Origin of the sequence: Fictibacillus sp. S7 (genome assembly GCF_004127935.1) — a bacterium.
GTDB classification, from domain to species: Bacteria; Bacillota; Bacilli; order Bacillales; family Fictibacillaceae; genus Fictibacillus_C; species Fictibacillus_C enclensis.
In genome coordinates, this window is record NZ_QJKL01000001.1 from 4104701 (window position 1) to 4117837 (window position 13137).

The window sequence follows — 13137 nt, forward strand, 5'->3', positions numbered from 1 at the left end:
AATTTGTACTTGCATTCACCTGCCCAATACACTAAACTAGTGAGAAAACAATTTCGAGAAAAGTAATGAGAGGAACGAGTAGTAGCGGTCTCCCTGTTTTAGAGAGCCGGTGGCAGGTGCAAACCGGTACAAAGACCATTATGAATTACCTCCTCGAACTTTCTTTGTGAACGTCCGGTCCTGAGGATCGTAGCAAGGAACGGCATGAACCGTTATTTCACCGAGTGGAAGCGATGCTTCAACAAGGGTGGTACCGCGTGAAAAACCACGTCCCTTTTATACAGGGATGTGGTTTTTTTATATTAATCAGAAAGGAATGGTTTTGATGAACAAGAGTATGGAGCAGCTGTCTGCATTCCAGAGAAAAGAGATGGAAAGGCAATACGCGTTGTATGCCAATGGCGTGAACGAAATCATTCCGGCCCTTGAGCTGAAGCAGAAGATTGCCAAATCGTTGCTTAAAAAGAAGCCATTGAAGGTGAAGCTGGGTCTGGACCCTTCCGCTCCGGATGTTCATATCGGGCATACCGTCGTGCTGCAAAAACTGAAGCAGTTTCAGCAAAACGGCCACATTATCCAGCTGATTGTGGGAGACTTTACAGGAAAAATCGGGGATCCCACCGGTAAGTCTGCCGCCCGGAAACAGCTGACAGATGAAGAGGTTAAGCATAATGCACAGACGTACGTTGAGCAGTTCGGAAAAGTCCTGGATATGAAGAAGGTGGAGCTTCACTATAATTCCCAGTGGCTGCGCCTGCTGAACTTTGAGGATGTCATCCGGCTGGCGGGCAGTATCACCGTGGCCAGGCTGCTGGAACGGAACGATTTTAGCCAGCGGATCACCACCGGAAAGCCGATTTCTCTTCATGAATTTTTTTACCCGCTGATGCAGGGCTATGATTCGGTGGTTCTGGAAAGTGATATCGAACTTGGCGGAACGGATCAGCATTTTAATGTATTGATGGGGCGGCAGCTTCAAGAACACTACCAAAAAGAAAAGCAGGCGGTCATACTGCTGCCTTTATTGGAAGGTCTTGGCGGAGTGGATAAGATGTCAAAATCGAAGGGCAATTACATCGGCATTCATGATAAGCCCAATGATATGTTTGGGAAAACGATGAGTATTCCTGACGAGGTGATTCCCAAATACATCGATTTGGCCACTGATTTTGATCTTGAGAAAAAGAAACTGCTGAAGGAGGATTTGAAGAGCGGCAGGCTTCATCCCCGTGATGCCAAAATCATGATTGGTGAAAACTTCGTGACCATGTTTCATGGAAGGAAGGCATCAGAGAGCGCAGCCCATCATTTTCAGCAGGTTTTTCAAAACAGAAAACTCCCAGAAGATATACCAACCATCGTGTGGCAAAAAGCCCCCAAAATCCCGATAGTCGATCTGATTGTCGAGTTGGAACTGCTCCCGTCCAAGAGCGAAGCGCGCAAAATGATCCAAAACGGAGGAATTAAACTGAACGGGGAAAAAGTGGTAAACAAATCACTTGAGATTGAGATAAAAAATGATACAATCATTCAAGTAGGAAAAAGAAAGTTCTTAAAAATTACGTTATAGATCATCACACCGTTTCCTTTTTCGGGAGGCGGTGATGTTCTGTCAAGAAGAAGTGGATGACAAAAAGTGTCTGCAACATCGATATTGCGGAATCGATCTTATCTATTTATATAGGAATATGAAAGCATAAAAAAACCTTTGTCGAAAGTTTCCTTGACAAAGTTACAAAAAGGGTATGCAAGACACTTTTGGTGTGTGGTATACTTTTTTGGGTTGAATGGAACGGAGAGAAAAAAAGGCTATGTAATGGACCTTTTTACATAGAATTGGAGGAAAGAATGAAAAAGGAAAAACACGCGGAAAGTGACATGCGAATACTTCCTTTCATGCAGGATGGAACCGACTATTTCCATCGGGGTATTAAAGCTTATCAGAAAAAGGATTTAAATAAAGCAAAGCGTTTTTTTGAACGGGCGGTGCACTTACAGCCGGAAGAACCGACATTTTATTGCCAGCTGGCCACCACATTGGCCGAGCTGGGTGAATATGATAGATCAAACCTGTATTTAGATCAGGTTCTTGAAACAATGGGACAGGACATTAGTGAATGCTATTTTTTCATGGCAAACAATTATGCGCATATGGGAATGTTTGCAGAGGCCGAAACGTACGCTTCTCTATACATGAGAAAGGACCCGGACGGCGAATTTGTTGATGATGCACTTGAATTGCTGGATCTCATCCACTTTGAAACCGGAAGCGAGCCGCTGACAGAAGAAGAGGAGCTGATTGTCGGGCATGAAGAGGCACGTAGCAGTATTGAAAACGGTGAGCTTGCCGAAGCAAAGGCTCAGCTGGCAGACTTGATCCGCAAGCATCCTTCGTTCTGGGCGGCCTATAACAATCTTGCATTGACGCATTTTTATTTAAAAGAATATGACGAAGCATTGGGCGTGCTGAACCAAATTCTTGAGAAAAACCCAGGCAACTTAAATGCTTTGTGCAACCTTGCCATTTTTTATGAACAGCTGGGCCGAATGGATGAAGCAGCACAGCTGGTGGAGAGCCTGAAGAAGGTTTTCCCCATCCATCCCGATCACCGTTACAAGCTGGGCAGTACATTTGGGTATTTCAATGAGCATGACTATGCGAACCGCTGGCTGGCTTCTATCAACAAGCATTATTATTTCAATGACCCGGCTTATCTTCATTTCCTGGCAGTTTCTTATTTTGCCACAGGAAAGGAGGAACGGGCCCTCAATTGCTGGTCAAAGGCACAGGAAATCGATCCCGATGGACAGGTGGCCCCTTACTATTTAAAACAAGCAAGAGATGGATTACTTACGGTCACAGGGACAGATTACCAGTACCGTGTCCCTTGGATGGCTAAACAGGAAATAGCCCAAAAACGCGATTTTGTGCAGCGATTTAATAATGTGACGCGCGGCCTTCAAAAAAATAAATTGGTGCATTTAACCCTGATGAGGGGGAACAATAGCGAGGAAAACATTGAAATGCTCAGGTCGTTTTGCGGAAGGCTTGATGAGCATTCGGTTCTGAAGGAAGTCGCAGCCCATCTGTTACTGGAGATGGAACCTAAAATGCCAGTTTCCATTAAACGAGAAGACGGGGAACATCAGGTTGAATCCATGTCACCGATTGTGGCAAGCGGATTAAACATTTTGTCCATTCTAAAAGAGAACGGCGCGTCGATTGATGATGATGTTACGTTTTTGTGGCTTGAAACCATGATTTTGGCCCGTTCCGACAGTTCCCTTTTAAGGAATCATACGGCCATTGCGGCAGCAATCGATTATGTGGCAAGGAAAAGAAAAGACGGCGCGTCGCAGCGCCAAATTGCAGAGTTGTATGGAATTACGGTTTCCATGCTTGCCTCCCGTATTCAGTTTATTAAACGGGGCCTGGAACGGGTGGATTGAGCAAATCGATGGACGAAACCGCTTTTGCCCTATACCATGTAGGTACAATATCCGATATCTAAAGACAGATGTTCTGGGGATGGACAAAAGGAGTGGATCAAGATGAGTGAAGAGAAAATTTACGACGTACTAATCATCGGAGCAGGTCCCGCCGGTATGACAGCTGCTGTCTACACATCACGGGCAAACCTCAGCACATTGATGCTTGAGCGCGGAATTCCGGGTGGACAAATGGCCAATACCGAGGATGTAGAGAACTATCCGGGATTTGAAACCATCCTGGGGCCTGAGTTATCCAATAAAATGTTTGAACATGCCAAAAAGTTCGGGGCAGAATATGCCTATGGCGATGTAAAAGAAATTATCAATGGTGAAGAATATAAAACAGTTGTGACTGGAAGCAAACAATTCAAGGCGCGTTCAATTATTATCGGAACCGGTGCAGAGTACAAAAAACTCGGCGTGCCCGGAGAAAAAGAATTTGGCGGACGCGGCGTTTCCTACTGTGCGGTTTGTGATGGAGCGTTCTTTAAAAACAGAGAGCTTGTCGTGGTAGGCGGAGGAGACTCCGCAGTAGAAGAGGGCGTATATCTCACACGTTTTGCCACCAAAGTAACTATTGTTCACCGACGTGATAAACTGCGTGCCCAACAAATTCTTCAACAGCGTGCGTTTGATAATGACAAGGTGGATTTCCTGTGGAATCACACCGTCAAGGAAATTCACGGAGAAAACAACAAGGTCAACAAACTGACCCTTGTAAGCACGGAAACGGGTGAAGAACGTGAATTTGGTGCGGATGGCGTATTTATCTATGTTGGTATGCTTCCGTTAAACAGAGCGTTCCTCAACCTTGGAATTACAAATGAGGCAGGTTATGTGGAAACCAACGAGTTAATGGAAACCAGAGTTCCCGGAATTTTCGCTGCCGGAGACATCAGGGAGAAAACATTGCGCCAGATTGTAACCGCCACAGGTGATGGCAGTATCGCGGCCCAGTCTGCACAGCATTATGTTGAGGAATTGAAGGAACGGATCAAAGTCTAAATCCGTAATTGTGTTTTAATCAGAATGTAACAGTGGTGACATAAAAAAGGGGTACAATAATTAATAAGAAATTGACCCCCTTTTTATAAAGTGCAAGACTTTGGCGCGGATAGCTTCCGCGCCCTTTTTTTGTGGAGCCGGCAAAAACCCTCGGAAAATGACGGAACGAGTTCGTTGTGAGGGACCCCCATTTTTAGTATACTAAAGTTAATGTAACAGCTTATCGAGGTGAACATTGTGCAAAGAGTAACAAACTGTGTACTAGTTAAAGAAAATGAAGTGCTCCTCCTGCAAAAACCAAGAAGAGGCTGGTGGGTTGCGCCAGGCGGGAAGATGGAGTCAGAGGAGTCCATCAGGGATTCAGTCATCCGGGAATATCGCGAAGAAACAGGAATCTACATCAAGAATCCTCAATTGAAAGGCGTATTTAATTTTATTATTAAAGAGCAGGACAAGATTATTTCTGAATGGATGATGTTCACCTTTTTAGCAACCGAAGCTGAAGGAGAAGCATTGGAAGAAAGTGAAGAAGGGAAGCTTGCCTGGAAACCTGCTGCAGAAGTAAGAAACCTGCCGATGGCTCCTGGCGATCATCACATTCTTGACTATGTCCTGTCCGGAACAGGAATGATTTTTGGAACGTTCACTTATACACCGGATTTTGAACTTTTATCATACCGCCTTGATCCGGCATAAGAAACGGTTATCAGAGAGCCGGAAATTCACATACACTATAGACAAACCGATTCGACAAGGGGGAGAGCGGCCATGGAAAAGCAGGATGTACAAATGGTAATCATTACAGGGATGTCAGGTGCCGGAAAAACCGTAGCGATGCAAAGCTTTGAAGACCTTGGTTTCTTCTGTGTTGATAATCTTCCGCCCGCCCTTCTGCCTAAATTTGTAGAGCTTATGGAAGAGTCGCATGGAAAGCTGAACAAGGTGGCGCTTGTTATGGACTTAAGGGGCCGCGAGTTTTTTGACCAGCTGTTTTCAACGCTGGACCAGCTTCCTGTTCATTCGCACATTCAGCCTCAAATTATTTATCTTGAAAGCAAAGATGCGGCACTTGTCCGCAGGTATAAAGAAACGCGGCGGTCGCATCCGTTGGCGAAAAGCGGAAACCCTCTTCAGGGCATTATGCAGGAAAGAGAAATGCTTGAAGAACTGAAGGGCCGTGCACAGCAGGTGATCGACACGACTGACCTCAAACCGATTCAATTGCGCGAAAAAATCATTGAGCGTTTTTCACCGGAAAAATCGCATCCGTTTACAGTGAACGTTATGTCGTTCGGATTTAAATACGGAATGCCAATTGATGCGGATCTCGTGTTCGATGTACGGTTTTTGCCGAACCCGCATTACATCGATCATATGCGTCCAAGGACAGGGCTTGAGCCGGATATCTCAGAATATGTACTGCGCTGGCCGGAAACCAAGACGTTTCTTGAAAAACTGATCGATTTGTTAAACTTTATGATCCCGCAATATAAGCGGGAAGGAAAAAGCCAGCTGATTATCGGAATCGGCTGCACAGGAGGCAAGCACCGTTCGGTTGCTCTGGCAGAGTACATTAAAAACGCTCTGTCCAAGGAATTTGTAACGTTGAGCAGCCATCGTGACATGGGAAAGGATAAGTCATAAATGAAACCTATATCAAAAGTCGTCGTTCTGGGAGGGGGAACAGGGCTCTCTGTTCTTTTGAGAGGCTTAAAAAGGTTTCCGGTTGATATCACGGCCATCGTAACGGTCGCTGATGATGGCGGAAGCTCAGGGCGCCTTAGAAAAGATTACGATATGCCTCCTCCAGGCGACATACGCAATGTTCTTGCCGCCTTATCAGAGGTAGAACCGCTTGTGGAACAGCTTTTCCAACACCGGTTTACAACCGGTGACGGCATTACCGGGCATTCCCTCGGAAATTTGCTGCTTGCTGCCATGCATGATATCACAGGGGATTTCGTCATGGGAATCAAGGAATTAAGCAAAGTGTTAAACGTACGTGGACAGGTGCTTCCGGCAGCTAATAAAAGCGTTATCTTAAACGCAGAATATGAAGATGGATCAATTATCACAGGTGAATCAAAAATTCCTTTGCGGAACAAACGAATCAAACGTGTATTTTTGACACCTGACCATATAGAACCGCTGCAAGCAAGCGTGGATGCGATCAATGAGGCCGATTTAATTGTGGTGGGACCGGGAAGCCTTTATACGAGCATCCTTCCCAATTTATTGGTTGGGGGTATTCGGGAGGCAGTTTCTAAGTCAACGGTGCCTAGAGTTTATGTTTGTAATGCCATGACCCAAAAAGGGGAGACCAACCACTTTTCAGCAAGTGACCATGTGCAGGCACTGATTGATCATTTTGGGGAAAAAATCATTGATGTAGTGATTGTAAACAATGAAATTATACCTGCCGAGTTTCTTGAGCTATATCGCGAAGAAGGAGCCGAGCAGGTTCTATGTGATATGGAACGTTTAAAATCTTTTGGTTTTGACATTATTAGTGATAATATAATTCAATACGGCACATTAGTACGCCATGATGCGAGACGTGTATCTGAACTTCTTCTTTCGTTGCTGTAACGAAGAAAATAATCAGAAATTCAGGCTGACAGCAGCAGTGTTACCCTCACGTTACCGTACAGGACAGGAGAGGGGTGAGAAAAAGATGTCATTTGCAGCAGAAACCAAAAAAGAACTAACCAAGCTTGAAATCAAAGATTGCTGTGCAAAGGCGGAACTGGCGGCACTTATTCGGATGAATGGCTCCATTTCTTTTTCCAACCGTCAGATTGTTTTGGACATTCCAACTGAAAATGCAGCAATCGCCCGTCGAATCTATACATTGATTAAGAGAGTATATTCCTTTCATGTAGAGCTTCTTGTCCGTAAAAAGATGAGGCTGAAAAAGAACAATGTCTATATTGTAAGGCTGACTCGGGAAGCAAGGACTCTGCTTGAGGATTTAAATATTATAGATGAAACCTTTACATTTAACCGCGGCATTGCAGATGAGATTCAAAAAAAAGCGTGCTGCCGCCGATCATACATGAGAGGAGCTTTTCTTGCGGGCGGTTCCATTAACCATCCTGAGACAAGCTATCATCTCGAGATTTTTTCCATGTATGAAGAACATACTGCCGCTCTTTGCGAATTAATGAATACCTTTGATCTTAAAGCGAAAATGCTCGAGCGGAAAAAAGGGTATATTATTTATTTGAAGGACGGTGAAAAAATATCCGAATTCCTGACTCTGATCGGCGCGCACAATGCGATGCTGTACTTTGAGGATGTAAGGATTTTAAAGGATATGAGAAACTCGGTGAACCGTCTGGTAAACTGCGAAACAGCCAACCTGAATAAAACAGTCGGGGCAGCGATGAGGCAGGTTGAAAACATTAAGTTTATTGAAAATGAGGTTGGACTAGAAGTGCTTCCCGATAAGCTCCGTGAAATTGCCGAACTCAGGGTGGCTCATCAGGAAATCACACTGAAAGAGCTCGGGGAAATGGTTTCCTCCGGACCTGTCAGCAAATCCGGTGTCAATCACCGTCTGCGTAAGATCGATGAAATCGCTAACAAAATTCGTTTAGGCCAACCCATTTCTAAATAAAGCACCCCATCATTTTATATATCTATTAAGGAGGAACAGCCATGATTGAAAAGCAGGTAACCGTTCAATTGAAAACTGGACTGCAAGCTCGTCCCGCAGCCTTGTTTGTTCAGGAAGCGAACCGTTACAATTCGGAAGTGTTTGTTGAAAAAGACGGAAAGCGTGTAAACGCAAAAAGCATTATGGGTATCATGAGCCTTGCCATTGGTTCAGGCGTGGATATTACCATCTCTGTGAGCGGCCATGATGAAGAAGAAGCCATGAAGGGGCTTGAAGCTTTTATTACAGAACGCGACTAGGACAAGCAACAAATAAAGGGGCAAAAGCGGTTTGTGATGATGAGATCATCGTTATTCCACTTTTGCCCTTTTGTTATTTTTTTGTTTTGGCGAACATTGCAAGAATCACTAGAAAGATAACAATTACGCCGATGGAAATCAAGACGTTGTAAAAATTCATTCCACCCTCCAAATTGAAAAAAGCCGCTCATTGGCGAGCGGCTTTTTTTATTGTTTTAAAGGTTTTTTGGATCTTCGACAGAAGAAATCACTCGGTCAACCAATCCGTATTTTACAGCATCTTCAGCCAGCATAAAGTTGTCGCGGTCGGTGTCGCGCTCGATGACTTCAAGTGGCTGTCCAGTTCTTTCGGAAAGAATCTTGTTTAGTTGTTCACGCATTTGGATGATGCGGCGGGCATGAATTTCGATATCCGTTGCCTGACCGCGTGTTCCGCCGAGCGGCTGGTGAATCATGACTTCAGAGTTCGGTAGGACATAACGCTTTCCTTTTTCACCGGCTGCAAGCAGGAATGCTCCCATGGAAGCAGCCATACCAATGCAGATCGTTGAAACATTTGGCTTAATAAAGTTCATGGTGTCATAAATCGCCATACCAGCTGTAATGGATCCGCCAGGACTGTTTATGTAAAGGGAAATATCCTTTTCAGGGTCCTCGGCAGCCAAGAAGAGCAACTGGGCCACGATGGAGTTTGAAACATTGTCGTCAATTCCGCTTCCAAGCATGATAATACGGTCTTTTAACAGACGGGAGTAGATATCATATGCGCGTTCGCCACGGTTTGTTTGTTCAATAACTGTAGGAATTAAATTCATGAATAATCCTCCTTTTAGGGTGTGTTTTCATGTGTTACTGTCATCATACAAAAAAGGTCAAAAAAGGTCAAACGAAAAGCTTCTTATTTGTTAATTCTATGTAGAGGCGCAACAATCCTTTATTTAACAATATGTTTGGACTATCTTCATCATTCCCGGGTTGCAGGGATTTAAACCTGCCCGCCCTAAAGTTTTCAGAGATAAAGAGTGTTGTGCCAGCAGATAACCGTCTGCACCTTACGAATTTTTTATATTGTTGTACGCTTCTTCCAAGTTGCGGATCCGCCTGACAATTTCTCCGTTCTTATTTAAATGGTCGTTGATGAGCGTGCCTACGATGGAGCGGTAATACGCGTTCATGGCATGGGATTTTGTAAACACATCCTTGTTCCGCTCGATATATTGCAAAAAGTTCTCTTCGAAAAATTTCACTGAAAATTGTTCAGCCATTGTTTTAGCACTCCTTTTTTTCAACTGTTTATATCGTATCAGATTCCTTGTTACTACCCTAATGAAAAATTTCAGGGTGTAAACATTAAATAATATTTCTCCTCCTTTTGACAATTGGAAATTCCCGTGATATAGTTGTGCTGACCATATACGTGTTATGATGCTGGATGTAAACGGTAAATGTTTTGCTTTTAGTTAGTAGCAATGTAACATGGTTCCAATTTTTAAAGCGCTTTAAATGCGCTGACAGGAGGATATACCCATGCAAAACGGGAAAGTAAAATGGTTTAACGCAGAAAAAGGATTCGGCTTCATCGAAGTTGAAGGCGGAGACGATGTATTCGTACACTTTTCTGCAATCCAATCTGAAGGTTTCAAATCTTTAGACGAAGGTCAAGAAGTATCTTTCGAAATCGTTGAAGGTGCTCGCGGACCACAAGCTGCTAACGTTACTAAACTTTAATAGCGTGATAAAAAGAGCCAGTCATGGCTCTTTTTTGTTTTTTGGAAACAGCTTCTATTAAGAAAAAGTGTTGTGCTTTGCGAATCTGTAGTATCATAGCTATAGGAGGGATTCGTATGGAGCTGGGTTTATTTCAACAACAAAACTTAAGTCTTGTTATGACAGCTGAGCTTCGCCAGGCCATTGCCATCCTGCAATATCCTTGCTATGAACTTTCTCGGTTTTTACAGGAACAGGCGGTAGAGAACCCGTTAATCGAGTTGACCGAATCATCCGCTGTTTTCGAGAAAAGTAAAAAGAAAGCGCTTCAAAAGGACCGTTCTCACCAGGATGCTGACATAATCGGGAGGATGCAGCCGGCCGAATTAACCATGCATGACCATCTTCTTCATCAGGTGCTTGATATGCCTATTCCTGAAAACCAGGCAGCGGTGGTGCGTTACCTTATACTGAATATTGACGAAGCAGGGTATCTGGACATTACCAAGGAGGAAATGCTTGAACGCTTTTCCATTCCTTCTGCTTTATTTCATGAGTGCATCGATTGGCTGCATCAGCTGGAGCCGGCTGGAATAGGAGCAAGAAACCTAAGGGAATGCCTGATTCTTCAGATGAAGGCATTGGGGATGTCAGAGCATGATCTGCCGTATCAGGTGGCGGATCACTATCTGGATCTGCTCGCAGAGAGAAAACTGAGGCAGATTGCAAGTTTGCTCGCTGTTACCGTCCAGGAGGCTGAACAGGCGGCAGACTTTATTCAGTCACTTGATCCTAAACCAGGCAGGAAACTCTCACAGCCATCTGATATGGGTTACCTGTATCCCGATTTATCCGTCACCGAGAACAATGGAAGCTATTCCCTTGCCGTTAACGAACAATTTACGCCCAAAATCCGGTTGAATGAAGGCTATGCCGATCTTCTCCAAACAAAAGCCGGCGGGGCTGCACAATACTTGCAGGAACACTTCCAAAAGCTTCAATGGCTGCAAAAGAGTCTGGAGCAGCGGAAAAACACGCTGATCATGATTGCCAAAGAGATTGTATCAGCTCAGCAGCGATTTTTAAAGTGGGGACCGGAGCACCTTGTTCCCATGACCTTGAGGGAGGTCGCTGACCGGATCGGTATGCACGAATCAACTGTCAGCCGGGCAGTCAAAAACAAAGTCATTCAGACGCCAAGAGGAGCGTTTGAACTAAAGTATTTTTTTACAGCCAAGATAGAAACAGTAGGCGGAGAGAATGCATCTGCACAAACCGCAAAGCTCGCGATCAAAAAACTGGTTGATTCCGAGGACAAAGCCAAACCCCTTTCGGACCAGGCGATTGCCGAAAAGCTGATTTCGGAAAAAGGGTTAAGTATTTCAAGAAGAACTGTAGCGAAATATAGAGAAGAATTGAATATCCCTTCTTCATCCAAACGGAAAAGGTACTCATGACAGCTCTTAAGCCAAAGAGCTGTTTTTCTTTTTTCGTTAAAAGAAAAACATGGTAAAATTAGATGAATAAAACGAGTCCAATGGGGGAACAACTAAATGAGTCCAATTACCATTACCTTTTATACGAAAAATCACTGTCCTCTTTGCGATAAAGCACATATGATATTAGAGGAGCTCCAGGAAGAAATGCCATTGGAGATCCGCAAGATTGATATTTACCAGTCAGACGAATTGATTGAAAAATACGGGCTGATGATCCCGGTAATAGCGGCAGAGGGTGAAGAGCTTCAATACGGACAAATCAATAAAGAGAAGTTAAGAAAGCGCTTACTAACAATTAATAAGTAATTTTTGTTGAAATGTTGTCACATCTTTTGTTAGAATGAAGAAGACTTAAACGATAGTCATTTTTTTATCCCCTAGTCGGGACGCAAAATGACTATCCGGGACTATTTTTGTCCCTGTGGTATTGGACTCCTCTGATGTTCTGCCGTATACAAGATAGGGGAATGCACGATGAACGATTTAATAGAAGTACAGAAGAAGCTTTTGCCAGATCTTCTGGAAGTCATGACAAAACGGTACAGCATTTTAAAAATTGTTCGTTTCCATGAACCAATCGGCAGACGAAATCTTGCAGTTAACCTTAATATGACGGAAAGGGTTCTCCGTTCCGAAGTTAACTTTTTGAAAGATCAGGGGCTGCTGTCCATTCTTCCTGGAGGAATGTCACTGACACAAGAAGGATTGAGTGTCCTTGAACGGCTTGAAGTTCTTATTAATGAACTTTCCGGTCTTCGCGTTTTAGAAATGAGGTTAAGGGAAAACTTAAGTTTGTCGGAAGTGATTATTGTTCCGGGTGATAGTGATAAAGAGCCATGGATTAAAAACGAAATGGGGAAAGCGGCTGCCATGAGGCTTAAGCTGGAGCTCACCGGTCATCATGTGATTGCGGTAACCGGTGGAACAACCACTGCCTCAGTCGCTGAAATGATGACACCCGGAACGAAAGACCAGGATCTTCTGTTTGTACCGGCCAGAGGCGGTCTTGGGGAAAAAGTCGAAAACCAGGCGAACACCATTTGTTCGACCATGGCAGCAAAAGCCCGAGGGAAATACCGTCTGCTTCATTTGCCTGATCAACTGAGCAAGGAAACCTACCTCTCACTGATGGAAGAACCCGGGGTAAAAGAAGTGATGGAACTGATTCATTCCGCAAGTATAGTCATCCATGGGATTGGCGATGCTAAAACAATGGCAAACAGAAGAAATTCTTCTTCTGCTGTGCTCGAAAAGCTCGAACGCGAAAAAGCTGTAGCGGAGGCTTTTGGCTACTACTTCAATCAAAAAGGAGAAGTTGTCCATCGCGTTCGAACGATAGGTCTTCAATTGAACGACCTGAAGCATAGTGATTTTATCATGGCTGTTGCCGGTGGCTCTTCGAAAGCGGAAGCCATTGCAGCATTTATGAAACATGGTCCGAAAAAAGTTCTGGTGACTGATGAAGGAGTCGCTAATAAACTTCTTTCAGGAACATGAAAATCTATGTAACTTTTTG

Annotated in this window: 14 protein-coding genes and 1 other annotated feature; of the genes, 12 read left to right on the forward strand and 2 right to left on the reverse strand. The window is 44.1% G+C overall.

What is annotated here, in order from left to right:
* Positions 1-56: 56 nt before the first annotated feature.
* Positions 57-278 (forward strand) — a binding site (T-box leader).
* A 47-nt stretch (positions 279-325) separates the two neighbouring features.
* From tyrS to DMO16_RS20870, 8 genes are all read left to right on the forward strand, one after another.
* Positions 326-1570 (forward strand): tyrosine--tRNA ligase, encoded by a 1245-nt coding sequence (tyrS, locus tag DMO16_RS20835; protein ID WP_129479906.1) that lies wholly within the window; start codon positions 326-328, stop codon positions 1568-1570.
* A gap of 278 nt (positions 1571-1848) precedes the next feature.
* Entirely contained in the window at positions 1849-3450 is a 1602-nt protein-coding gene (locus tag DMO16_RS20840) for a tetratricopeptide repeat protein (protein WP_129479907.1), read from the forward strand.
* Positions 3451-3552: 102 nt separating this feature from the next.
* The gene (gene trxB / locus DMO16_RS20845) at positions 3553-4497 is read left to right on the forward strand and encodes a thioredoxin-disulfide reductase (protein WP_129479908.1); all 945 of its coding nucleotides are present in this window, start codon (positions 3553-3555) and stop codon (positions 4495-4497) included.
* Between the two features lie 237 nt (positions 4498-4734).
* The gene (locus DMO16_RS20850; RefSeq protein WP_061971991.1) at positions 4735-5193 is read left to right on the forward strand and encodes an NUDIX hydrolase; all 459 of its coding nucleotides are present in this window, start codon (positions 4735-4737) and stop codon (positions 5191-5193) included.
* Between the two features lie 72 nt (positions 5194-5265).
* The gene (gene rapZ / locus DMO16_RS20855) at positions 5266-6141 is read left to right on the forward strand and encodes an RNase adapter RapZ (protein ID WP_061971992.1); all 876 of its coding nucleotides are present in this window, start codon (positions 5266-5268) and stop codon (positions 6139-6141) included.
* Complete coding sequence (locus tag DMO16_RS20860; RefSeq protein WP_061971993.1) at positions 6142-7086, forward strand: gluconeogenesis factor YvcK family protein; 945 nt, start codon at positions 6142-6144, stop codon at positions 7084-7086.
* A gap of 85 nt (positions 7087-7171) precedes the next feature.
* On the forward strand, positions 7172-8116 hold the full coding sequence (gene whiA, locus DMO16_RS20865) for a DNA-binding protein WhiA (RefSeq protein WP_061971994.1): 945 nt from the start codon (positions 7172-7174) through the stop codon (positions 8114-8116).
* Positions 8117-8157: 41 nt separating this feature from the next.
* Positions 8158-8415, forward strand: a complete 258-nt coding sequence (locus DMO16_RS20870) for an HPr family phosphocarrier protein (RefSeq protein WP_061971995.1) — start codon at positions 8158-8160, stop codon at positions 8413-8415.
* Between the two features lie 215 nt (positions 8416-8630).
* Here the strand turns inward: DMO16_RS20870 and clpP are convergent, their stop codons facing one another.
* Together clpP and yvfG are read right to left on the reverse strand one after the other, a co-directional pair.
* Positions 8631-9230 carry an ATP-dependent Clp endopeptidase proteolytic subunit ClpP gene (gene clpP, locus DMO16_RS20875; protein WP_061971996.1) on the reverse strand — a complete coding sequence of 200 codons (600 nt, stop codon included), beginning with the start codon at positions 9228-9230 and terminating at the stop codon, positions 8631-8633.
* A gap of 237 nt (positions 9231-9467) precedes the next feature.
* Positions 9468-9680 (reverse strand): protein YvfG, encoded by a 213-nt coding sequence (gene yvfG, locus DMO16_RS20880; protein ID WP_061971997.1) that lies wholly within the window; start codon positions 9678-9680, stop codon positions 9468-9470.
* A gap of 262 nt (positions 9681-9942) precedes the next feature.
* Between yvfG and cspD the strand changes: the two genes are divergently transcribed.
* The 4 genes from cspD to DMO16_RS20900 all read left to right on the forward strand — a co-directional run bounded on the left by cspD (position 9943) and on the right by DMO16_RS20900 (position 13118).
* On the forward strand, positions 9943-10143 hold the full coding sequence (gene cspD, locus DMO16_RS20885; RefSeq protein WP_061971998.1) for a cold-shock protein CspD: 201 nt from the start codon (positions 9943-9945) through the stop codon (positions 10141-10143).
* 116 nt (positions 10144-10259) lie between these two features.
* Complete coding sequence (gene rpoN, locus DMO16_RS20890; protein WP_164988979.1) at positions 10260-11579, forward strand: RNA polymerase factor sigma-54; 1320 nt, start codon at positions 10260-10262, stop codon at positions 11577-11579.
* Between the two features lie 96 nt (positions 11580-11675).
* Positions 11676-11927 carry a glutaredoxin family protein gene (locus DMO16_RS20895; RefSeq protein ID WP_425590044.1) on the forward strand — a complete coding sequence of 84 codons (252 nt, stop codon included), beginning with the start codon at positions 11676-11678 and terminating at the stop codon, positions 11925-11927.
* A 168-nt stretch (positions 11928-12095) separates the two neighbouring features.
* Entirely contained in the window at positions 12096-13118 is a 1023-nt protein-coding gene (locus DMO16_RS20900; protein WP_129479910.1) for a sugar-binding transcriptional regulator, read from the forward strand.
* The last annotated feature ends 19 nt before the right edge of the window (positions 13119-13137 follow it).

Bases quoted from the DNA above. Each gene is read 5' to 3' on its own strand.
- tyrS (WP_129479906.1), top strand. From the start codon at position 326: ATGAACAAGAGTATGGAGCAGCTGTCTGCATTCCAGAGAAAAGAGATG.
- DMO16_RS20840 (WP_129479907.1), top strand. From the start codon at position 1,849: ATGAAAAAGGAAAAACACGCGGAAAGTGACATGCGAATACTTCCTTTC.
- trxB (WP_129479908.1), top strand. From the start codon at position 3,553: ATGAGTGAAGAGAAAATTTACGACGTACTAATCATCGGAGCAGGTCCC.
- rapZ (WP_061971992.1), top strand. From the start codon at position 5,266: ATGGAAAAGCAGGATGTACAAATGGTAATCATTACAGGGATGTCAGGT.
- DMO16_RS20860 (WP_061971993.1), top strand. From the start codon at position 6,142: ATGAAACCTATATCAAAAGTCGTCGTTCTGGGAGGGGGAACAGGGCTC.
- whiA (WP_061971994.1), top strand. From the start codon at position 7,172: ATGTCATTTGCAGCAGAAACCAAAAAAGAACTAACCAAGCTTGAAATC.
- DMO16_RS20870 (WP_061971995.1), top strand. From the start codon at position 8,158: ATGATTGAAAAGCAGGTAACCGTTCAATTGAAAACTGGACTGCAAGCT.
- clpP (WP_061971996.1), bottom strand. From the start codon at position 9,230: ATGAATTTAATTCCTACAGTTATTGAACAAACAAACCGTGGCGAACGC.
- yvfG (WP_061971997.1), bottom strand. From the start codon at position 9,680: ATGGCTGAACAATTTTCAGTGAAATTTTTCGAAGAGAACTTTTTGCAA.
- cspD (WP_061971998.1), top strand. From the start codon at position 9,943: ATGCAAAACGGGAAAGTAAAATGGTTTAACGCAGAAAAAGGATTCGGC.
- rpoN (WP_164988979.1), top strand. From the start codon at position 10,260: ATGGAGCTGGGTTTATTTCAACAACAAAACTTAAGTCTTGTTATGACA.
- DMO16_RS20895 (WP_425590044.1), top strand. From the start codon at position 11,676: ATGAGTCCAATTACCATTACCTTTTATACGAAAAATCACTGTCCTCTT.
- DMO16_RS20900 (WP_129479910.1), top strand. From the start codon at position 12,096: ATGAACGATTTAATAGAAGTACAGAAGAAGCTTTTGCCAGATCTTCTG.